This is a genomic window from Bacillus sp. L381 (assembly GCF_030284525.1).
Taxonomy (GTDB): Bacteria; Bacillota; Bacilli; order Bacillales; family Bacillaceae; genus Bacillus; species Bacillus amyloliquefaciens.
In genome coordinates this window covers 2080675-2103584 of record NZ_CP127224.1, presented here as the reverse complement: position 1 = coordinate 2103584, position 22910 = coordinate 2080675, and the positions used below count along the sequence as shown (strand labels likewise).

At 43.9% G+C, this 22910-nt stretch carries 23 protein-coding genes; 21 read left to right on the top strand and 2 right to left on the bottom strand.

Annotation, left to right across the window (positions count from 1 at the left end; genetic code table 11):
* Positions 1–2: 2 nt before the first annotated feature.
* From QRX25_RS10435 to QRX25_RS10335, 21 genes are all read left to right on the top strand, one after another.
* Positions 3–1325, top strand: a complete 1323-nt coding sequence (locus QRX25_RS10435) for a phage portal protein (RefSeq protein ID WP_212098140.1) — start codon at positions 3–5, stop codon at positions 1323–1325.
* A gap of 82 nt (positions 1326–1407) precedes the next feature.
* On the top strand, positions 1408–2169 hold the full coding sequence (locus tag QRX25_RS10430; protein ID WP_212098137.1) for a head maturation protease, ClpP-related: 762 nt from the start codon (positions 1408–1410) through the stop codon (positions 2167–2169).
* Positions 2169–3344, top strand: a complete 1176-nt coding sequence (locus tag QRX25_RS10425; protein WP_212098134.1) for a phage major capsid protein — start codon at positions 2169–2171, stop codon at positions 3342–3344. The genes QRX25_RS10430 and QRX25_RS10425 overlap by 1 nt, the downstream gene beginning before the upstream one ends.
* The gene (locus tag QRX25_RS10420; protein WP_212101712.1) at positions 3334–3873 is read left to right on the top strand and encodes an Ig-like domain-containing protein; all 540 of its coding nucleotides are present in this window, start codon (positions 3334–3336) and stop codon (positions 3871–3873) included. Before QRX25_RS10425 ends, QRX25_RS10420 begins: the two co-directional genes overlap by 11 nt.
* Before the next feature lies 1 nt (position 3874).
* Positions 3875–4129 carry a head-tail connector protein gene (locus QRX25_RS10415; RefSeq protein WP_212098131.1) on the top strand — a complete coding sequence of 85 codons (255 nt, stop codon included), beginning with the start codon at positions 3875–3877 and terminating at the stop codon, positions 4127–4129.
* A 9-nt stretch (positions 4130–4138) separates the two neighbouring features.
* Positions 4139–4486: a phage head closure protein gene (locus QRX25_RS10410; protein WP_212098128.1), complete on the top strand. Its 348-nt coding sequence runs from the start codon at positions 4139–4141 to the stop codon at positions 4484–4486.
* The gene (locus tag QRX25_RS10405; protein ID WP_212098125.1) at positions 4483–4905 is read left to right on the top strand and encodes a hypothetical protein; all 423 of its coding nucleotides are present in this window, start codon (positions 4483–4485) and stop codon (positions 4903–4905) included. Before QRX25_RS10410 ends, QRX25_RS10405 begins: the two co-directional genes overlap by 4 nt.
* Positions 4902–5246 (top strand): hypothetical protein, encoded by a 345-nt coding sequence (locus QRX25_RS10400; RefSeq protein ID WP_212098122.1) that lies wholly within the window; start codon positions 4902–4904, stop codon positions 5244–5246. Before QRX25_RS10405 ends, QRX25_RS10400 begins: the two co-directional genes overlap by 4 nt.
* A 7-nt stretch (positions 5247–5253) precedes the next feature.
* Positions 5254–5886 (top strand): major tail protein, encoded by a 633-nt coding sequence (locus QRX25_RS10395; protein WP_212098119.1) that lies wholly within the window; start codon positions 5254–5256, stop codon positions 5884–5886.
* Between the two features lie 59 nt (positions 5887–5945).
* Positions 5946–6287: a phage tail assembly chaperone G gene (gene gpG, locus QRX25_RS10390; RefSeq protein ID WP_212098117.1), complete on the top strand. Its 342-nt coding sequence runs from the start codon at positions 5946–5948 to the stop codon at positions 6285–6287.
* Between the two features lie 29 nt (positions 6288–6316).
* Positions 6317–6529 carry a hypothetical protein gene (locus QRX25_RS10385; protein ID WP_222891143.1) on the top strand — a complete coding sequence of 71 codons (213 nt, stop codon included), beginning with the start codon at positions 6317–6319 and terminating at the stop codon, positions 6527–6529.
* Positions 6530–6545: 16 nt separating this feature from the next.
* The gene (locus QRX25_RS10380) at positions 6546–12041 is read left to right on the top strand and encodes a phage tail tape measure protein (protein ID WP_212098113.1); all 5496 of its coding nucleotides are present in this window, start codon (positions 6546–6548) and stop codon (positions 12039–12041) included.
* Entirely contained in the window at positions 12041–12862 is an 822-nt protein-coding gene (locus QRX25_RS10375; protein ID WP_212098111.1) for a phage tail family protein, read from the top strand. The genes QRX25_RS10380 and QRX25_RS10375 overlap by 1 nt, the downstream gene beginning before the upstream one ends.
* Positions 12863–12866: 4 nt before the next feature.
* Entirely contained in the window at positions 12867–14450 is a 1584-nt protein-coding gene (locus QRX25_RS10370) for a phage tail protein (RefSeq protein WP_212098109.1), read from the top strand.
* A gap of 110 nt (positions 14451–14560) precedes the next feature.
* The gene (locus QRX25_RS10365; RefSeq protein ID WP_212101709.1) at positions 14561–17032 is read left to right on the top strand and encodes a peptidase G2 autoproteolytic cleavage domain-containing protein; all 2472 of its coding nucleotides are present in this window, start codon (positions 14561–14563) and stop codon (positions 17030–17032) included.
* A 13-nt stretch (positions 17033–17045) separates the two neighbouring features.
* Entirely contained in the window at positions 17046–18728 is a 1683-nt protein-coding gene (locus tag QRX25_RS10360; RefSeq protein ID WP_249199222.1) for an XkdV family phage structural protein, read from the top strand.
* Between the two features lie 14 nt (positions 18729–18742).
* Positions 18743–19012, top strand: a complete 270-nt coding sequence (locus QRX25_RS10355) for a YomQ N-terminal domain-containing protein (RefSeq protein ID WP_212098104.1) — start codon at positions 18743–18745, stop codon at positions 19010–19012.
* Positions 19013–19177 (top strand): XkdX family protein, encoded by a 165-nt coding sequence (locus QRX25_RS10350; protein WP_249199220.1) that lies wholly within the window; start codon positions 19013–19015, stop codon positions 19175–19177.
* 36 nt (positions 19178–19213) lie between these two features.
* Positions 19214–19552, top strand: a complete 339-nt coding sequence (locus QRX25_RS10345; RefSeq protein WP_212098101.1) for a hypothetical protein — start codon at positions 19214–19216, stop codon at positions 19550–19552.
* A 25-nt stretch (positions 19553–19577) separates the two neighbouring features.
* Positions 19578–19841, top strand: coding sequence for a phage holin (locus QRX25_RS10340; RefSeq protein ID WP_212098098.1), 264 nt, complete (start codon positions 19578–19580; stop codon positions 19839–19841).
* A gap of 55 nt (positions 19842–19896) precedes the next feature.
* Entirely contained in the window at positions 19897–20838 is a 942-nt protein-coding gene (locus QRX25_RS10335) for an N-acetylmuramoyl-L-alanine amidase (protein ID WP_212098095.1), read from the top strand.
* 39 nt (positions 20839–20877) lie between these two features.
* On the opposite strand, the gene QRX25_RS10330 is transcribed toward QRX25_RS10335, so the two are convergent.
* The gene (locus QRX25_RS10330; protein ID WP_212098092.1) at positions 20878–21156 is read right to left on the bottom strand and encodes a hypothetical protein; all 279 of its coding nucleotides are present in this window, start codon (positions 21154–21156) and stop codon (positions 20878–20880) included.
* Complete coding sequence (locus QRX25_RS10325; RefSeq protein ID WP_212098089.1) at positions 21157–22872, bottom strand: ribonuclease YeeF family protein; 1716 nt, start codon at positions 22870–22872, stop codon at positions 21157–21159.
* Between the last annotated feature and the right edge of the window lie 38 nt (positions 22873–22910).

The following is a 22910-nucleotide window of genomic DNA, read 5'->3' as shown; positions in this document are numbered from 1 at the left end:
ACTTGGGCTTATGGAATAGGGCAGTGGGAGGCTTGCGGAACAGCGTTAAAAATGGCATACGAAAGGTTTTTTCGTCGGTTAAAGGTCCTGGTTACGATTTTTCTCGCTGGTTTTCCCCTTTCAGTAGTAGTTTTGGCACCAGGGCAGAGCACTCGTTAACCAGCAGTGAACCTGTGTATGCCGCGGTATCGCGGCTTGCGAACTCGCTTAGCAGCATGCCGCTGAAGATGTATAAAGCGTACAAGCCAACAGAATCCAGTTCGTCAGCACTTCTTACGGATCAACCAAACAACAACATGACAACTGAGGAATTCATAAACCTCCTAGAGGTACACCGAAATGTCTACGGTAACGGTTATGCGATCAAGAAATACGACAGGTATTTTCAGGTAGAGGGGCTTGAAATACTTGATCCTTTGCGTGTTTTTCCTGTTTACGAAGAAGGAACTAAGGAGCTGTGGTATGAAGTTCACGGCGACTACAACGTCTATCATGTCCATAACACAAGCATGATTCACGTACACACTACCACGAAAGATGGAAAAAAAGGTATCTCTCGGTTGGATGTGTTACGGGGAACCCTAAACTTTGACACTGAAGTCCGCACTTTCGCGTTGGAGCAGATGGATGGAGCTAAACTATCATTTATTTTGAAACTCGAAGCGAACGTAAGTGAAGAAAAAATCGATAAAATGAGAGAAAGTTTTCAGACCTTTTACCGAGATAATGGCGGTGTGATTATACAAGAGGCTGGGACTGAATTAAAGGAACTTGAAAAGCAGTTTATCGATAAAAGTGTGTTTGACGTGGACAAAGTAACGCGGTCCCGGGTCGCTTCAGTTTTTCATCTCCCTTTGTTTATGGTCGGGGAGTCGGATGGTAACGGCGTAACTCAAAAAACAGAAGAATTGTACAGTAATTTCGTAAAAGGTACGCTTCTTCCCATCGTCAGACATTATGAAACCGAATTTAACCGTAAACTGCTCACAACAGACGAACGAACATCCGGTTATTACTTTAAATTTAACATGAATGCGCTGCTACGGGCAGATACAGCGGTTCGTGGAACTTTTTATCAGCAAGGGATTCGAAACGCTTTTCTGACGCCGAATGAAGTTAGGGCGTGGGAAGAATTACCGCCGCTTCCGGGAGGGGACGTTCTACTCGCAAGTAAGGATCTATTTCCACTGGAGCAAGTAGCAAACCAAAAAATCACGGAAGGCATGGAGCCGGGAACGCCGAAGGAGAATCAAGCACCAGAAAAAGAAAAATTAGATGATGATATCGGTAATGCCTCAGGTAGGGGACGAAATTACGGGTTATAAAGCCGCTTGTTTCTTTATTTCGTGTGTTTGTGAACGATTTATTCAATTTAAATTTAAACACTTGAGAGGAGGTGAGTTAGAGATGTCAGTAAAAAAGGCAAAAAAATTCTGGGAAGTAAAAGCGACGGCTAACGATAGTTCAGTCGGAGAAGTGAGCATTTACAGTGAAATAGATTCTTCTGTTTGGTGGGGCGACGAGGTAACCGCTCAGACATTCAAAGAAGACCTGGATGCTTTGGGGGATGTAAAAACCCTGAATGTGTATATCAACTCACCTGGGGGAGACGTTTTCCACGGATCAACGATCTACAGCATTTTAAAAAGGCATAGCGCTACGGTCAATGTTCACGTTGACGGTGTAGCGGCCAGCATCGCAAGTGTCATCGCAATGGCGGGTGACACTATTTTTATGCCTGCGAACACAATGATGATGATTCATAATCCCTGGACTTTCGCTATCGGTAATTCCGAAGAATTACGAAAACAGGCAGACGATATGGACAAGATACGTGACAGCATGATTGAGACCTACTTGGGGAAAGCCGGCGAGAAACTTGATAAGGATCATCTTATCGAACTGCTTAACGCTGAGACATGGTTAACAGCTCAGGAGTGTTTAAACCTGGGGCTGTGTGACGTTGTCGGAAAAGCGAAAAACGTGGCGGCAAATTGGAACAAGGAGCTGTTCGCTAAATACCGCAATACGCCAGCTGCGCTACTTAATGCGCAACAAACAGCGCCGACTGCTTCACAGTCAGAAAAGGATCGATTATTCCGGGAACGCTTAAAGGTTGAAGCTGAAACAGAGCTTATGGAAATTAATAAAACATTGGAGGAACTATAATGAACCTTTTTCAATTAAAAAATTCACTTACAACAGTAGGGGCAGAATTAAAACGTGTAGAGGAAGAGATCGCGGCAACTGCAGCAGATCCTAATATTGATATCAAAAATCTAGAAAACCTGGAAACGCAAAAGATCAATTTGAAAAAGCGTTTTGACATTTTAAAGAACCAGCACGATTCCCTGGAACAAGAACAAGAAGAAGAAATCAAGGCTCGGGCAAATCAAAACGGAGCTAGTCAAGTTAAAGGGATGGACAGTCCAGATCCTAAACAGCGAAAAATTGCTGCAAAAGCCGAATTGTTCCGTGCTACTATGCGCGGCAGGGAAGTGTCAGAAGAAGTTAAAGCGCAACTGGGTGGGGTGAAAGCCGTCCTCGGTGATAACGGCGATTCCGGCGGCGAAAAGCTTTTGCCTACAACTATGACAACTGAACTGTTACATGAACCATTTGTCAAAAATCCGCTTCGGGGACACTCAACATTCACGAATGAGATCAACTTGGAACTGCCTAAAATTTCATTCCAATTAGATGACGATGAGTTTATCGGGGATAAAGAAACAGCAAAAGAGCTCAAAAGCACTGGGGACATCGTAAAGTTCGGCCGAAATAAATTTAAGGTGTTTGCGCCTATTTCTGAGACAGTCTTACGAGGAACAGATACGAATTTAGTTCAGACCGTAGACCGTGCTTTAGAAAGTGGACTCGCTGCTAAAGAAAAGAAAGTGGCATTTGCTACAACCCCTAAAAAAGGCGAGGAACACATGTCTTTTTACTCAGCCGAGATTAAAACAGTGGAAGGCAGTACTAAATTAAAAGCAATTAAAGCGGCCATTGCTGATTTACACGAGGATTACCGTGCAAATGCAAAAGTTGCGATTACCTATGCAGAATATATGGATATTGTTGAAGATCTTGCTAACGGAAACGCTACGCTTTTCAATGCTCAACCCGAGCAGATCTTAGGAAAGCCTGCAATTTTCTGTGACGCTGCTGTTGATCCGATTGTCGGTGATTTTTCATACTCTCATTTCAACTATGATCTGCCGGTCACGTATGAGCGGGACAAAAATGTGAGAACAGGTATCGAGGACTTCGTTTTAACCGCCTATATCGATCACCAAATTAAGTTAAAGTCCGCTTTCCGTATTGTCAAAGTGAACGATACACCCTAATGCGCCCCAAGGGTTAACGGCGTCCGTTACGGATACAGAGGCGTCCCTTAACTGGGATGCCGTTACCTTTGAAGGGGGCATTAAAGAGTATGAAGTATACAGGGACGGCGTCTCCTTAGGCACTCGTGTTAAAACGTCGTTTTCAGAAAGCGGCTTGAAACAGGAGACAACATACCGTTATCAGGTGAGGGCTATTTCTGCGGCCGGAAAAGCCTCGCCGTTAAGCGACGAATTAATTGTTACGACAAAGTCTACGGATCCAACAAGCGTAACTGTCGAGCCGACCGCGAAGACATTAGCCGTCGGCGAGACTTTTCAAATAAAAGCATCTGTATTACCGGCCGAAGCGAAACAGGATGTAACCTATACTTCTGGCACTCAGTCGGTGGCATCGGTTAGTAGCGGGGGGCTAGTGACAGCAAAAACAGCGGGGAATACAACGATCACTGTTTCTTCAAAACACAAGACATCCGTGAAAAAGTCTCTAACTGTTACCGTTACACAACCAACTGTTCCGGACGGTGAGTAACATGGCTGTGAATTTAGAGGATATGAAAGGCTATTTAAGAGTAGACGGAGATGAGGAGGACAACCTTATCTCCTCCTTAATTTCTGCGGCGGAAAAGCACCTGCAGGAATCAGGAGTTAAGGACACTGAGAATGATCTTTATTCGTTGGCCGTTAAAATGCTCGTAACCGAGTGGTATGAGAACCGGGGCGCGACTGATGAAGCCAATAAAAAGCTGTCCTATTCTCTCCAGAGCATTATTCTTCTTCTGAAATGAGGTTTTTTAATGAAAACCGGGGATTTTAACCGCCGTATTTCAATTTTATCGCCCGAAACCACAACAGACGAAGAAGGTTTCACCATTGAAACGTGGGAGATTGTGGCTGAAGTATGGGCGGCAGTAAAAACGACACAAGGACGAGAATTTTATGCAGCGGCCGCTGTTCAAGCTGAACGGAAGCCTCGATTTGTTATCCGATTCTCTAAACGGATGAAGAGCCTTCTGTGCAACGATATGCGCAACGATATGCGCATCGGTTATGACGGAAGACAATTCGAAATTACAAGCGTTATAAACGATAACGAGGCAAATGTAACATTCACCATAGCAACCGAGGAGATTGGTATCAAATGAGCATGCGAGTTAGTGGAATGCGGCAGCTGGTATCAGAGGTCAGAAAACTCGGAAATCGAGCAAAATATGTCGAAAAGGGCGCGTTAGAGGCCGGTGCAGAACCGGTTTTCAACGAAATGGAAGCCAACAAGCGTAGCTCACAAAGCGTCATCCTTAAAGGTGAAGTGAAAAATGGGGTTATTGATATCGGTCCCAGTGAGCTTGATTTTATATCACGGTTTGCAGAGTTCGGTACAAGTCCGCACTTGATCGAGCTGAAAAACAAAAAGGTCATGTCTGATGGGTCAAACATCTACGGTAAGAAGGTAGATCATCCGGGTCATAAGGCTGAACCTTTTGTAGAACCCGCTTTGATCAATAAACAAAGTGAGGCCCTAAGTGAGATGAAAAAATACATCCAAAGGAACTTAATTCGATGAATGTGCGTGAAATTATCGTGAAAAGCCTTAAACCACTGGGAGTACCTGTGGAATTTCTTTCTTACAAAGGAAAAGACGATACCTACATTCGCTTTTTTTTCTATAATCAGAGGCCGGCTTTTTCGGCTGAAGATGAGGAATCAGTGAAAGGTCATTATGTGCAAATTGATATCTTCACTAAAAATGGGAATGAGTTTTCAAGACTGGAAAAGGAAGTCCCGAGCAAGTTGAAGGCTGCGGGATTCACATTTAGAAATCAATATGACGATTACGAGCATGAAACGGAGATCTATCACAAGATTCTCCGTTTTTTTTATGCTCAAAACACAGAAGAGGAGTGATTAACCTATGGCTGAAGGAGTACGCGTAGGTCTAAAAAATATTTATTTCGCGCCGATTACTGAAGAAACCGAAACATCAGTTACTTATGCAAAACCTGTAAAAATCGGTAATGCAATCGAGGCCAGTATTTCACCAAGTACAAACAGTGAGACATTGTACGCAGATGATGGCCCCTCAGAAGTTGAAACAGCTCAAGGTGCTACAGAAGTCGAAATAGGAACAGATCAGCTTTCAACAAAATCTCAAGCGCTGTTGCTAGGACATAAAATTAATGCCGACGGGGTTTTAGAAAAACGTGATACAGACAAGGCACCGTACGGCGCTTTGTTATTCGAATCGGCCACTACTGGCGGTAAATCGAAGCTATACGCTCTATATAAAGGCAAATTTATGCCACAAGAGGAATCTTTTGCGACAAAAACGGATAGTCCGGAATTCCAAACTGATTCAATTTCGGGCACGTTTGTACGTAGGGAGCATGATAACTTATGGCAACGCTCTGTTTTTACAGGTGATGATGGGGTCAAACCGGAAGTAATTGCAAATTGGTTTAAAGCGGTATACGAGCCATCTACGGGATCAGCGGAAGAAGTGTCTTTAAGTAAAAGCAGCTCTGTATCTGGATCAAAAACATCTTAAAGAGAGGGTAAATCCTCTCTTTCTTTTTTGTACAAAAAACAATAGGAGTGTGTTGTTAAATGCAATTAACATTAAACATTAATGGAGAAGACAAAGTATTCGTAGCCCCGTTTATCAAAGGACGCTTGTTAAGAAACGCAATAAAGCTTACAAAAGAGACAAATTTTGACGAGTTAAATGAAGAAACCCTTGATAACTTAGTAAATTATGTCGTTGAAGTATACGGTAAACAGTTTACACAGGATGATTTTTATGACGGCATTTCAGCTCCGAACATGATTGATACCATCACTGAAACGATTTACGAAGTCGTTGGTACAACAAATGTAAAACAAAATGAACAGGCAGCCGGTCTTGACGGTGAGCAACACAGTGAGGCTGTTGATTTGGTAAAAAACTAACACCGGGGTACCTGCTCCCGCTGCCTTTCTTGGAGGAGTTGGAACAGGACCTCAAAAAACTATACTTAGAAAATGCAGAACGGCCAGCTGATATTTACTATCTCGACGAGATGGATATCAGCTGGTTTTTTGAATTAAGCCATTTTGCAGATGGAAATTCACCTCAGGTCAGTAATCGAGGCGCTAGAAAAACGAAAAAACAGCCAAAACTCGGCTTTATTGATCAAATTCCAGGTTTTTAGAAGGGAGGTAACCTAATTGGCAGCAGAATCTATAGGCTCGTTACGCGTCAGCCTAGGTTTAGAGAGTCTTGATTTTTCTAGAGGACTCAAGAATGTAAATGAAAAATTAAAGGCTTTGGACGCGGAGTTTAAGGCAGCCATGGCGGGCGCTGGGAAGTTTGATAACAGCTTAAACTCCCTTCGATCAAAGGCCGATGTGTTATCAAAAACCATACAAACCCAAAAAGCAAAATTAAGTGAACTAAAACGGCAGTATGAAGAAAGCGTAAAAACTACAGGAAAGTATTCAACCGAATCTGCAAAGCTTTTAACCCAGTATAACAAAACAGTGGCCGCTATGCGTAAAACGGAAGATCAGCTTGACCTGGTCAACAAGAAAATTAAGGAGCAGAGCACAGGTTTTGGACAACTTGGCGCCAAAATTAACGCAAGTATCAACACTGTAACAACAAAGATGCGGGCCCTCGACGCCGAATTTAAAGCGACCACAGCCGGTATCAAGAATTTCGGCTCTTCGGCTGATCAATTAAGGCAAAAAGCGGATTACTTAAATAAATCAGTAAGTCTGCAGCAGCAGCGCTTGAAGGATTTACGGAGACTGTACTTAGAAGCTAAGCGCGCGAAAGGAGCCGATGCCCAAGAAACACAAGAGCTTAGTGCTCGGATGCATGAGGCTACGGCGCAGATGAAAGAAACACAAGCAGCCTTACGTAATACAAATGCACAGATTGAACGGCAGGCTAACTCATGGAACAGACTCGGTGACAGGGCCCAGGAGAGCGGGGAACGTTTACGTACAGTAGGCGGGACTTTGCAATCAATAGGATCGGAAATTGCTACATCCTTTGGAGTTGCGACGCTTGCTGTCAGTGGAGCGCTTGGGCTGGCTACGAAAAAATCAATGGATTTCGAACAGCAAATGTCGAACGTGAAGTCGGTCATGGATCCTGCTGAAGCAAATAAGTATAGCGATGCACTGACAGCGCTGGCCGTCAAACTAGGAGCGGATACAAAATACTCCGCTCTCGAGGCCGCGCAGGGTATGGAAGAACTCGTTAAGGCGGGTGTATCTACAAAGGATATTATGAATGGTGGTTTGTCGGGTGCTCTTTCTCTCGCAACAGCTGGCGATCTTGAACTAGCAGACGCTGCAGAAATCGCCTCTACCGCGCTCAATGCGTTCAGAGACGATAATTTAAGTGTTGCAAAGGCTGCCGACATTCTAGCAGGAGCGGCCAATGCTTCAGCTACTTCTGTCGGAGAAATGAAGTACGGATTAGCCATGACGTCAGCGGTAGCCGCGGGCATGGGTTTATCCTTTAAAGATACATCTACTGCGCTTGCAGTATTTGCGCAGAATGGGCTGAAGGGCTCTGATGCGGGTACATCACTGAAAACGATGTTAAGCCGTTTAGTGCCGATGACAGATGGTGCCTATACAACAATGGAGTCTCTCGGTCTTGTTTCATTAGACACGAAAAAAGCCTTTGAGTCTCTGGCTAAACAGGGCTTTAAACCGGCTAGCCAAGATCTCGGGGACATTTACAAAGCGATGGATGCTTATGTTATCAAGACAACCGGCTTAAAAAAAGGTACTGCCTCATTTGAAAAAGCATTCTCTAAGGCATCGATCGCGCTTGGAGTAATGGACAACAAATTTTTCGATGCTCAAGGAAACATTAAAAGCATGACCGAGATATCTGGGGAGCTCTCTAAGGCCTTAGATGGCATGTCAGCGAAAGATAAACAGGAAGCGCTGTACAAAATTTTCGGCTCCGATGCTATCCGCGGAGCATTAATCCTTGGTAAGTCCGGGGCTAAAGGTTTTACCGAGATGGCTAATGCGATGGATAAAATCAAGGCCGCTGACGTTGCCGCTGAAAGAATGAACAACTTGAAGGGGAGAATTGAAGAATTATCAGGTGCTTTTGAGACTGCTCAGATAAATATCGGAAGCGCGCTTACCCCGGTAATATCTGCATTAGTGGCTGTCTTACAAAAGGTCGTAGATACTTTTAACAACCTGTCACCTGGTATGCAGAAATTCGTTGCTATTACATTAGCTGTAACGGCAGCTATTCTAGGCCTCGTAGCCGTTCTAGGTGCTTTTTTAGCAGCTGTCGGAGGGGCGCTTGTTGGTTTAGGTTCATTACAAATCGCTTGGGGGCTTTTAGCGGCTCAAATTGGGGCAGCAGGTGGTATGATGGGCGTATTTACGTCGATTTTAGCGGCCCTGACGAGTCCGATCGCGCTAACAATAGCCGGAATAACGGCATTAGTAACTGTTTTTGTGCTCGTATATAAACACTCAGAGCAGTTGCAGAAGCTTCTCGGCGTAGTGTTTAACGGAATCAAAGCAGGTGCCTTAGTCGCATATGGAGGCGTCAAGGTAGCCTTTGACGGAATCATTGCGGTTGTTGATCGAGTGTCAGCGTATCTACTCGAAAAAGGACCGGCCATGTGGAACGGGTTTGCGGCAGGTGCGGTCAACATAGGGACTGCAATCCAAAACGGATTTAATTCAGCGATCAGCGTAATCGGCTCATTCTTTTACGATATTGGACAAAGAGCGTTAAATTTCTTTGGGAAAGGAGTAGCTGATAAGGTTTCAGAGACTGCCGATATCTTTTTTGGTCAGTTAAAAACAGCTTTTTCGAGTGTAAGTGGTGTTGTTTCAATTGTCGCTCCGACAATTACAGCACTTGGACTGGCGTTATCGGGTGTATCGGGACCAATCGGGTTGGCGATCACTTCACTTGTTAGTTTAATGGGTTTTCTATTCCGCTTATATCAATCTAATGAGCAGTTTAGAAACACGGTTATATCGGTATGGTCGCAAATTTCGAAAACGATCGGCAGTGCTATTGCGGCTATTCAGCCGGCCCTAGACGCGTTTGGTCAGTACTTTAATGATATTGCCGTGGCGGTAGCTCCTGAATTCGCTAAAACGCTGGATGTAATTGTGACTAGTTTAGCTACCTTAAAGCCGGCATTTACGGATTTGATGTCAGCCGTAGGGGAGCTGGGCCCGTCCTTTGCTCAACTAGGATCAACACTAGGATCGTTTGCTGGGGATATAGGGAAGGTGTTTTCGGAGGCGGTTACTGAAATCACGCCTGTTATCGGGCAGTTAGCATCTGCTTTTGTGCAAATTTTTCCGGCAATTGTATCTTTCGCAGCCGAATTTATTAAAATATGGGCGCAAATTCAGTCCAGTCTTTTGCAGGTAGTGATATCAATAGTTTCGCAAGCACTCCCGCTTCTCGTCAATGCATTCACAACTATGATTCCGCCTATTTTATCTATGGTGCAGTCTGTATTCCCAGTTGTCTTAGATGTGATTAAAGCATTAATCCCAATTATCACTTTCATTGCACAGGCCATTTTGCCGGATTTATTAGGAGCCGTACAGGTTGTGTTTCCGGTTATCTTGTCTGTAGTACAAGCAGCGTTACCGGTGATCACACTCATAATTCAAGTCCTGGCATCGATTATCAAAGACTTAGCCACCAGCGTTTTGCCGTTAGTCCTAAGCGCTGTTCAAGCTATTTTCCCAGTAGTGACTTCGATTATACAGGTTGCGGCAAACGTTATCGTCACAGTGCTTCAGCTAGCTGTGGCAGTAATAAAAAATGTTCTTATTCCGGCCATTCAATTCATACTACAAGCTGTGCAAATTGTTTTTCCGGTTATTGTAAGTGTCATTCAAGGGGCTCTAAACATTGTAACCAATATCATAAGACTATTCTCCGCGCTGCTTCGTGGTGACTGGCAAGGGGTATGGAATGCGGTTTTAGGGATTCTGAAAAGCGTTTGGTCGATAATCGCATCGGTAGTAACCGGGGCAGTTAATCTAGTCCTGTTAGTCGTAAAAAATGCGTGGAATATAATCAAGTCAGTTACATCATCTGTTTTCTCAGCAATTGCAAGTTTTCTTCAAAGCATTTGGAACTCAATATGGAGCACTGTAACGAATTTAGCAGGGAAAGTTGCATCGGGAGCGACGAGTGCATGGAATTCTTTATGGGGAAACACAAAACGATTGTTCGGACGGATTAAAGATTTTGCAGTTTCTACTTTTAATAAAATGGTGGATAACGCAAAAGCACTCCCGGGTAGAATCGGAGACGGGATAAAAAGCATGGCTGGAAGTGCTATGGACGGTGTTAAGTCGCTAGGAAACAAACTGCTCGGCGGTATGGAAGGAATCGTGAACGGGCTAACACAGAGCGGGATTAACAAAGTTCTTGGATCGCTTGGTGTAGATAAAAAGCATCAGATACCGAAGATGGAAATTCCGCGATTTGCTAAAGGGACACCGGCTGGAGGTCATAAGGGAGGCCTTGCTATCTTGGGTGACGGAGGCGGGCCAGAGCTGTTTAGAACGCCTTCAGGCTTTACGGGGTTAAGCCCGGGCACCGACACCCTCTTTAATTTACCAAAAGGGACACAGGTCTTACCGCATGATATGACTAAGCAGTTACTGGCGCAAGGTGTTCCAGCTTTTAAGGACGGGACAAAAAAGAAATCACTTTTCGAAAAAGCAACCGATACAGTAACAAGCGCGAAAAACGCAGTTGTAAATACGGTAAAAGGCGCGGCCGGCAAAGTGAAAGACTTTGCCTTTGACGTATGGGATTACGCAACGAATCCGAAGAAATTGCTGTCAAAAATCATCAGCAGCCTGGGATTAAAGCTGCCGGAAATCCCTGCAGCGTTTGGTGAGATGGCAAAAGGCGCGTTTAATAAAGTCAAATCATCTGCTGTGGGGTTTTTAAAGAAACAGTTAGAGGATTCCGGTGGGGGTTTCGGGAGCGGAGAAAAAGCAACAGGAAACGTGAAGCAGTGGATTCGTAAAGCAATGCAAATTACAAAAGTTCCGGGTAGTTGGTTCAATCCACTAACGACTATCGCAATGAAAGAATCAGGAGGGAGGACGGGCCCTTCAACGATAAACAAATGGGATAGTAACTGGCTGCGGGGTACGCCTTCAATGGGGCTGATGCAGACAATTAAAACGACGTTCGATTCCCATAAAATGAAGGGTATGGGCGATATAATGAATCCAGTCCACAACGCGGTCGCGGCCATCCGTTACATCATCTCGCGGTACGGAACAGTATTCAATACGCCAGGAATCAAATCGATGCGAGCAGGCGGCCCGTACAAAGGATACAAAATTGGCGATATTGTAACGCAAAAGCAGCTCGCTTGGGTAGCTGAAGAAGGTCCTGAAGCAATTATCCCGTTAAAAAATAACCGTCAACGAGCAGTACAGCTTCATAAAGAAGCGGGCCGGCAGTTAGGCATTGATTCAGGATCCGATCAGACTGTAGTGGCCCAGGCCTTGGAACGCCTAATCGGTGTTGAACAGAGATCGCTGGCTGTACTGAATCTTATCGCCCAGAAGAATCCGAATCTGTTTCTTGACGCAGATTCTTTGTCTAATTATATAGAGAACTCACAAGCTCAGAATATTACAAAGAAAAAACTACTGAGAGGTGATCGGTAATGTATCTAATAATTATAAAAAATGGTACGGTGATCGATCACCGTAAACAAGGACTTAAACTTCTAAGCTTTAAAGTGGACTCATTATCACATAGAACCGAATGGCAAGAAATTGACGGTAGGCACGGGTCAATTGATATGGGAACAACCTTTGACATTAGAAAGCCGACAGCTGTATTTCTATTACAAGGTGAAGATCATCTTGACTATAATTTGCTCATTAGCGAAGCTTATGAGCTTTTTTCTACGGAAGATGAAATTGAAATTATCGACTCCCGGCAACCCGGAAAAGTATGGTCAGTAAAGGTTAGCAGCGTATTTGAGCCTGAGGATATCACGCCGAGAAGCGGCAAACTGACAATTGAGTTCACAGCCGCTTTTCCTTTTGCAAGTTCTCTGGGATCCACTCTTGATCCTTTAACATTCGACTCAGATAAATGGCAAGTTGCCCAGGGGATGCTGCCTTCTGATGACCTTTCATACAGACACAAGACGACGCATTTTCGAATATATAACGCGGGTAATGTGACAATAGATCCGAGTATGGATATGCCTTTAAATATTCAATACAAAGGGGCCTCCAATAATTTAGTCATTAGGAATAAGACTTCGAACCAAGCGGTGTCTTATACAAAAAAGACCGGATCTTCTGATGTAATAAAACTTGAAGGACTGAGGCATCTAAAGAATGGAATCAGCATTTATGCTGACACAAATCGCGGCTATATTAACCTATTACCAGGGTGGAATACATTTGAGCTTACCGGGACAATGGGTAGTTTCGAAATAGAATTTGATTTTTATTTCTTTTATAGAGGGTGACGTTATGGCGATCGCAGCAGTCAGGGATTTGGCAGGCATAGCGGAGCCGCTCCCCGGTTTTTTAGTAACAAGAAGTAACGGTTTGGAAGGCGAAAAGTCGTTAACGATTACCGGACTTTATACGGAGATAAATCGCCATGGATACCGATATGTGAAGAACGAAAATACTATCTTATACAAAAACGAAGAATATATTATCAAGAATTACAAAGAAAAAACCTATAAAAATGGCAAAGGCGTCACGGCCACTGCTTTACATCGTATTTTTGATGACCTAATTAATTACCGAATTTATGAAGAAATAACCGGGACATTTAGAATTGAAGAGTTAATGAAGTTTGCTCTCAAGGGGAGCGGCTACACTTTTGAGGTGGATAACACAAACCTCAAGACTTCGGTCAGAGTTGAAAACTTTGGATGGGACAATGCTTTGTCATTATTTCGGAGCATACTCGAGAAATTCGGGGCCGAGTTTGACTATTCAGGAAAACATATCTTTGTCGCGAAAAAGATCGGGACTTATAAAGATTCGCCGATCATGCACCATAAGCTCAATGTAAGCGAACCAGAAAAAGAAATTGATACAAGTAATTTTGCAACTTATATTCGCGGTTATGGGAAGCAGGACGATAAAGGAAACTATTTGGTGCAGGCGGAGTATACAAGTCCGCTTGCCGCTATATATGGAATTAAGCATGCCGAACCTGTTAAAGATGAACGGTTTACAGATAAGGAATCCTTGTTGACTGAGATGAAAAGCAGGCTCGGTGACAGCCTTGATATTTCTCTGACGTTTACGGCCATTGAACTGAAGAATATGGGATTTAAAGACGTAAATAAAGGAGATAGCTTGTGGTGTGTAATTGAACCGCTTGACGTTAATGTACAGCTGCGCGTTTTGTCAATTGAAGATTATTCAAATGACAGAAAGTCTCCAGTCTTTACATTTGGATCAGTTTCCAAGAAAGCGTCGGACATAATTGCTGAGTTCAATACGACCAAAAAAACCGTAGATAAAGTTGTCGATCAGTCAACAGGTAAAATTAAAGATTCGGCTCTAAATAAGGCAGGACTTGTATTAAAAACAGACTTTGACCGCCATGTCTCTAATTCAAATATTCATGTTACAGCGGACGAAAAAGCTGTATGGAACTCGAAAGAAAAAGAAGGAGCCGCAAGTGCTGCTCTACAAGCAAGCCGGGAATACACGGATGCTTTAGAGCGGAAAATGTCGGTGGCTGCTTGGATATCCCCACCGCTTAAAAATGGATGGAAGCAGTATGCATCATCGGATGGAGTTTTCACGATTCAATATTCGAAGGATATTACTGGGACCGTGTATATAAGAGGAGCGATCGCCGGCGGTACTGTAGGAGCCTCGGCACCGGCTTTTACACTGCCAGCCGGTTTTAGACCTCCGTTTCCTCACTTTTATAGTGGGGTTGCCAGCTCTGCCGGCACGGGGAGTTCGCCTCAAACGCACCGCACTAGAATAAACCCTAACGGTGACGTACTTATAGAAAGTTGCTCAAATACGGTAAATCCAAACGTATTCATTTCAATAAATACTCAGTTCAAAACAATTTAAATGGGGGTGATCTCACGGTGAAATTTCAGTACAAAAAAGCTAAAACTAGCGGGTTCGATCGTCAGTATATTAAAGACTACAACAAAAATATTGAAGATATAGGAACAGATATGTCTGATCTCAGCAATTCCCTTGCTGATCATAGAAACGCAAAAACCGCCCACACGTCGGATCAAATCGACCATGGCGGTTTTTCTTTGCGTAATTACATCGACGGATTGTACAACCGTATAAAAAATCTCATTTTAAATGCAGACGGTACCAATGTAAAGGAAGTCGTAGATGCCCGTGTGGATGCCGACGGTGATATTGCGCCGCTTCTCAAAGAGCGGCTTGACAAGGAATACAACAAGCTGCTGCGCAAAATAGTAAGGAACGTTAACGTAGACGACTACGGGGCTGATCCTACAGGCGAAACTGATAGCTCAGAAGCGTTTAAAAGGGCGATTGGTAACGGTAAAGTGCAGCTTAATTTATCGGCCGGCAAGTATGTTGTCAAGGGCGTCAAGCTTCCCTCATGGACTTATCTTATTGGACAAGGGAAGGGTATTACCATCCTGCAGCTTCACGAGGATACGCCTGCAAGCGAGTGGGTTGTTACGAATGCTGATCATGTGAAGGGGAACCGAAATATAGTTGTGGAAGGGGTATCTTTAGACTGGAATCCGGACCGTCAGGGTGGCGTAGGAGCAACTGGGGGATTGAGCTCCAGCTGCTTACTTTTTGCTCAGGTTGAGTTTGGTATTGTTCGAGATGTTGAGGCGATCAACCCAGGGCTGCACTGTTTTGATATTTCTTCACCTTCCTATAACATCAAGGATGAAAATTATACGGAAAAAGGTTGCCGTTATATATGGATCGATCAATGTTATGGATCCGGTTACGGCGATGATGGAATTACGACTCATTATAGTGAGTATGTCTTTATAACACGGAATGTTATGGTTAATCCTAGCGGAAAAGCCCATAAAGAAGGAGAATCGAACTCAAACGGGATTGAGGTAGATGACGGCTCTAAGCACGTGTGGGTGATTAATAATTATACCGAGGGGAACGTACGCGGTGTAGAAGTTAAAGCACACACTGAATGGCCCGCTCCTAGCGATGTTCATATCACTAGTCACACATCTTATCATGATGTGCGTTCCTATGACCTGCGTCACATCGGGCATCACCTGGTAAATGAGCCGTGGAGTGAGCAGGCCCGTGACGTGACACTCTTGGATTGTACAGCGAGGGAACCGATTTATAATCCACTGTATAAAGGATTAGATCCCAAGGCGTTATCTATATCGGCATATCAGAGAGTAAAAGTCATCGGGTTTACAGCGATAGGGGACCCGACATACGATTACAAAAACGGCTCAATGATCGCGATACAGTACAAGAGTAGAAAAATAAGCATCACGAATCTGCAGATGAGCGGGTTTAGAACGGCTGAATATGACATTCACGTAACAGGCGGTGACCAGAGAACGGACGATGTGCTCATTTCGGATTTCGTTATCCACGATTCCGCTCAAAACGGTATCGGAATAGGCGGCGGGGTTTATAATGTAAATCTGGAAAATGGAATTTTGCATGTCCCAAGTGGTACGGCCGGTATAACGTCGCCTAATACTCAAACTAACATCCTATTAGTTCGGGCTTATGGCTATACACAGGCGGCTGTCTTAGCTGGACAGAACTATTCTACTGTTCCAAATAACATCAAAGGAGGCTTCAGGTCGGCGGCGTCATCCGGACATCCACTGTCCAAATATAGTGCGATTATTGCGAACACTGGCTCGGCTTACGCGAAAGGTGAACGAAACCTAATTGCAGGGAACGCGGGTGGAGCCTCCACTGAAGGATCACGAAATGGTGTTATGTTTTCATATGACTGTCATACAGTAGGTGACGGAGCTTCTGCAGGTGTTATGTTTTCAAAGGCTACAAAGAATAGTAAGTCTTATTGCCTTGCAATGGGTCACGGTGACGGCAGTGCGTCAGAAGCGAATAAAAAAATCGAAATTAATGCTAAAGACGGGACTGTCCGAGCTACAGGTGCCATCGAAAGCGTATCGAATTTAAAGGACTTAGCAGAGTATTTTGAATCAGCTGACGGGAACAAGATCGAGGCGTCTCATCTTGTGACCTTAGATGGTGACAAAATACGTAAAGCAGAAAAAGGCGACAAAATACTCGGTGTCGTCTCAAAGACTGCTGGTGTCGTGCTTGGTGGTGCTGCATTCTATTGGAATGACCGTTTTCTCCGGGATGAATTCGGGGGCATTATTTATCGAGAAGTTATTGATGGCGGTGAGGTTATTACAATTCCTGTCGAGAATCCGAACTATGATCCAGAAGCCGAGTACACGCCGCGGGAAGAGAGAGACGAGTGGCATGTCATTGGTTTAATTGGACAAGTTTATGTGCGGGTGGATGAAACTGTAACAGTCGGTGACAGCGTGTCAGCAGTTAACGGAGTTGCTACTAGGGCAGAAAGCAATGGCTACGGAATCGTTATGAAAATGAAGTCCCCGTATGATCCTGAAAAGGGTTACGGAATTGCTAAAATGTTCGTTTCACCGCAACACTAAGGAGGGAAGCCGATTGATCCATAACGATGCAGATCTGTTGTTCGAAATTAATGCGCGAACAAAATCCCGAATCAAGACCGGAATTCAATTCACTACACAGGATATCGATACGGCCCGACTAATCTTCCGTCTAACAAAAGACGGTGTACCATTACCGCTTTCTGCAGTGAGCGGGAAATTGGTAATGATTATGTCGGACGGCAGCCGCTTTATTAAAGACATTGAACTATCGAACCCACTTGAAGGCATTGCCCAATACACATTAACTGCAGACGAGATCAAGCACGCTGGAGAAGTATCTGCAGAACTGAATTTATATTATGCGAACAGTCAGTCGCTTTCCGTACACAAGTTTTCATTTGTGATTGATAAAGCTTTAATAGACATGGACATAGTCCCGCTAGCGGAGTATTACATTGACGATTTTGAAGCTTTGCGTACGAAGATAAATGATCTTTATGACGAAATGATTCAGACCATTGACGACCTGCGGAAAAAGTTCGAAGACCTGGATAACATTGAAACAAAAGAAGGGGCGCAGAAGAAGGCGGATGCTGTTCAAGGAAATCTTAATAATCATTCAAATGACGCAGACGTCCATGTAACAAAATCTAAACAGGAAAAGTGGGATGCAAGCCAGCTCTTCAAATTAACGCAGGATAATGGACTAGCGAAGTATCTAAGTGGCGTTGACTTTAACACGGTGACAGATACGGGCTTCTATTACATGAGCAGTGTTACGACAGCGCTGAATGGTCCAGTCAATAACAACGGCTATCTGTTCGTTCACAACTATGGCACGTATGCATACCAGGAATATACGTCATATAGCAGTAGCGACTCGACATCTTCAGGCCGCCGAAAATTTATGCGTAATAAAGTATCAGGATCCGATTCATGGACGACTTGGCGTGAGTTCGAATCAGTGGACGGCGCGCAGTCAAAAGTTGATGTCCACGCAAATAAAACTGATATTCACGTAACAAAAGCTGAAAAAGACAAGTGGAATGGAGCCCAGCTCTCGAAATTCACTAAGGATGACGGTTCTGTTTTAATCAATATTTCAGATGGAATCGATTTTCATAAAGCTGCAATTGGGCAAAATAAGACGTTCACATTTTATACCGCAAGTACCGGATTAAACACACCTCAAAAACCGGCTCGCGGTATTTATTTGCATTCTTCGACTACTTCTGGCGACGCCTTAGCTTTATGTAATGATGGTACTGTCTGGCGTAAATCATTAGTCAGTGGGACATGGTCGGATTGGATTGCGATAGAAACGTCGACTGGAGCTCAGCAAAAGGTAGACGTACATGCAAATAAAGGGGACATTCATGTCGTTCAAGCTGATAAAGATAAATGGAACTCGCCTTGGTCCTCCACCTGGAACAATGTAACTTTAATTAACGGAGCGCAGCAGTATGCAGGTGCTCCTTTTAATTTTTCTGTAGTCAACAATGAGTTGAAATTGTGCGGCTCTTTTGGGAAGTTGCCGGCGTCCGGTACGATAGTAGCAAAATTCGCTTATAAACCTACTCAGGTTTTCGACTTACTGGTTCCGACAATTGGCTCTTACGGACATGCTCGGTTTGCTCTAACAACAGACGGAGAGCTGCGCTTTGATGGACTTTCAGCGACTGATTCTGCAAGTGTAACACGCGTGTCTTTTAATGAAGGAATTCCGTTATGGTAGAGGAGGCGAATAAGTTGCACGTCTTATTTTATGACAAGAACTTCCTATACATTTACGAAGAATACATTGACTCAGATACTTTACCGCCAAACAGTACAGATGTAGTTCCGGATCCGTCGATCATTACTCCGCGTTTTGATAAAAAGAAAAACGCTTGGGTGGAAGCTGCTACGGATGAGTATAAAGATAGCATTAAACCTGATCCACCTTCACCTAGCGAGATTAAAGAAGTCAGGAAGCAGATTGCTGATCTATATTACCTTATCGCAATGGGGGGAGCTTAAATGGAAATGGACTGGTTTACACGGATAAAAGATTTATATGATTCCGGCCTCTGGACGAAAAAGAAAGTACACGACACGGTAGGTGTCGGACGTATCACGCCTGAACAATACAAGGAAATAACAGGCGACACGTATGATCCAGATAACCCGCCTGTCGATGAATAGACAGCTTTTTCAATTTACTTGAAGGAGGTGAATAGGTTGGTTGATCGAAAAAAGGGGGGCAAGTCAGAGCCTGGAAAGGATGGTGAAGACTTTGCAATGGAACACATAGTGCAGGACCACGAAAAACGCATCATAGCACTGGAAAAAGGGCAGGAAGAGTTGAAGAACGGCATGCTCAAAATAGAAAATACGGTTCTAAGCGAGGGCCGAGAGCAACGAAGCATGCTGAATAAGATGATTCAGTACTCATTTGAAGACAAGCAGCACAAACGAGACAACAATGTGAAATTAAAGCAACTGAAATGGACTACTATTTCTGGAGTCGTTTCTTCAGGCGGGATACTATACCTGATCGTCGAAAGGATTTTCGGATAACTTATCATTCAGGAGGAATTGAATTATGAAAAACATGGACAAAGGCACTGTCATCCGGACAGTGCTTCTTTTAATTGCATTAATCAACCAAACAATGTTGATGTTTGGGAAATCCCCTTTAGATATTACGGAAGATCAGGTGAATCAACTGGCTGATGTGCTTTACACCGCCGGCTCTTTAATCTTTATGATTGGAACAACAGCGGCTGCATGGTTTAAAAACAACTACGTAACGACAAAGGGACGTAAGCAAAAATCCGTTTTAAAACAGCACAATCTAACAAAATGACGAGGCTGCCGACTTGGTAGCCTTTCTTTATTTTCAAAAAAGGAGACGATAAAACATGGTAAAAATCACTCGAGACTTTATCCCAGCTGGGCGTAATAACAGACCGGGGTATTCAATGAATCCTGCTTATATCACAGTTCATAACACATCTAATACTGCTGAAGGCGCAGATGCTGCAAGTCATGCCCGATATGCTAAAAACCCAGCAACAGCAACCAGCTGGCACTTCACTGTGGATGATAAAGAGATTTATCAACATCTGCCATTGAATGAAAACGGATGGCACGCGGGAGACGGAAACCGCGGAACCGGCAACCGGAAGTCTATCGGTATTGAAATTTGTGAGAATAGCGATGGAAATTTTGAAAAAGCCGTAGCTAACGCGCAGTGGCTGATCAAAAAGCTGATGAATGAGCAGGGTATTTCACTTGCAAACGTGGTACCTCACCAACACTGGTCCGGAAAGTACTGCCCGCGTAAACTACTTGACCGCTGGGACTCATTTAAAGCAGGTATCAACGGGGCGTCGTCTTCACCTGCGAAGACAGAAACAAAGGCCGGCGGCGGATCGACCTACACCGTTAAGAAAGGAGATGTACTATCAGTAATTGCACAGAAAACAGGTGTAAGCATGGCAACACTGCAGAGCTTAAACGGCATCAAGGATCCGAATTTTATCAAGGTAGGCCAAGTATTGAAGCTGACGGGTTCGGCTAGCTCTCCAACAAACGGTAAGAAATCATCTTACACGCTGCCGTCAGGCATTTATAAAGTGACAAGCCCTTTAGCTAAGGGAACGGCCGTGAAACAGATTCAGTCTGCCTTGGCCGCTCTTTATTATTACCCAGACAAAGGAGCAAAGAACAACGGAATCGACGGCTATTACGGGCCAAAAACAGCAAATGCGGTTAAACGGTTCCAGTCTATGCATGGGTTGACAGCGGACGGAATTTACGGTCCGAAGACGAAAGCGAAAATTGAATCGCTGTTAAAATAAGAAATGCCCCTCTCTATATGGGAGGGGCTGTTTTTTACGTTAACGCTGTCTCCAATTAATAGCGCCGTCAGGGTAAACAGCGGGAACAATAATACCCTTTTTAATACCGTTATCGGAAACGAACCAGTTTTCATCGTTTAACCACTCTTGATCATATTTCGTTTCATCGAAATTACCGTCTTCGTCAATGAGATCATTAAATAGGCCACGAAACATCTCGATATTTTCATATGGACTGAGTATACCGTACATCCACATGCCTTCACCGCTGACATCGTGAATCTCTCCTAACTTTTCATCTTTAAAGTAAAGGAACACTTATTTTCCCTCCTTAGATTGCAGTTTTAAAAACTCGCTCGGTATTTCGCCTCTTATTAAATATTCTGTGTCTCTTTTCGTCCAGCTTAGTGCTCGTTTTTTCCAGTAATCTGAGTGTTTATCATTTTTAATCAGCCGCTCGATTTGTTTAGGCGAGAGTATAGCTACACCTTTTACTTTGCCTGAGCGGATTGCTTTTCGAAGAGCCGGCAGGTCTACTTCTATTGTACGATCTCCGTAGCTAGTGATGATGTTTTTATTTATGGTGAAACTGGTATAGGGGCTGTTGGACTTTGCCGCGCCCCTGAAGCCTCCCAGAATATGTTCTGTAACAGTAACCTGGCGTCCTTTATACATTCCGCTTTTATTCGCTGGAATCAAATTTCCTGAATTAGGATCAATGTGTGACTTAACAACGCCATTAGGAGCTTTAGTGGAAAAAAAGTCATCGTCTCCGCGGTATAAGTTTCTCGATTTTCCTGAACCCGCGTTTGCCTTTAAGACTTTTCCTGCTCCAATCATACCAATAGGACCGATTGCAGCTAATGCCTGATGGAGGCCAGATTCTCGCCTTTCGTCAGAAATCTTATTTCCGAACATATCCCGGCCGGTTACGGCTTCGCTGAAACCATTTGCTGATGCAAGTCCGTATAAGCCTTTCTCAGAATGCTGAAGAGCTTGAAATGTTTTCGGGGTTTTATAAATTTCGAGTGCTTTATCAGCTTTGTATATCGCTTTTCCAGTTGAATAAACTGCTTTTCCGCCTTTAAAGATGCGGCCTGCCCATCCAACAATCGGGATGTAGCCGGCAGCAGCCATTCCGCCAGCGGCCACTCGCTGCCCGGCAGTGAGTTTTTCTCCTGTTACGGGATCAACTCCGTCTACAGCCCGTTTATAATCGTAATATCCGGTAACCTCTCCTGTAAAATCACAAACAACATTCCACGTTTTTTCGTACCAAGGCCTATTTGCAAGCTCTTCCTGTTCCTTCGCTATTCTTCGCTCCTCTGCCTGCTGTTTTTTGAACGAAAGATAATCAGATGACTGCTTATGTAACTCAGGTTGCATCTTATGGATATCGCTTTCTCGGTACGCTTTTGCGTTATAGTTGATCGGGGTAGCATTTTTACCTTCACCTGTGGCGGAAAGAAGAGCTTGGAAATCTGCAGCAATGAACTCTTCATTTATTTCTGTTGCTTCGTACTCTGAGGTGAGCGCTCTGTCCAGATCATTTACGTTTTGAATGGTATCTGTCTGGACTTTTCCTGCAGCACCCAGTTCCCGATCGACTTCATGTGTAGAAAAGGGCTCGAGGGAGACAATATCACTGATTTCATTGAGTATGTTTTTTATTTCTTTCCGCTGCTCGTCAATTATGGACTTTGATTTTAAGCGGGCATGGGCCAGTTCGTGTTCTAAGAAAGACTCTTCAACATATGAATCAGATAGACCGGCATCCTCAAGGGCCGCAGGAATGCTGGAAAGGAAAGCGATTTTCATATCAATAAGATCGAGCCACTGATCAGTAACTCCTGCATGATCTTGAAAAAACGCCTTTATATTATCCGCGCCTTTTCCGGAAAACTCATCAGTACCAAGATCGACGACACCCTGAAAAGCTTTCTTCAGTTCGAGCATCTGATTCCGTAACTCTTTATACTCGTTTGCGCGTTTTTCTGCAGCAGAAAGCATTGTTTTCGCTTCAAAAACTTTCATAGACATACCCTTTCATATGGATTTATAACAAGATTTTA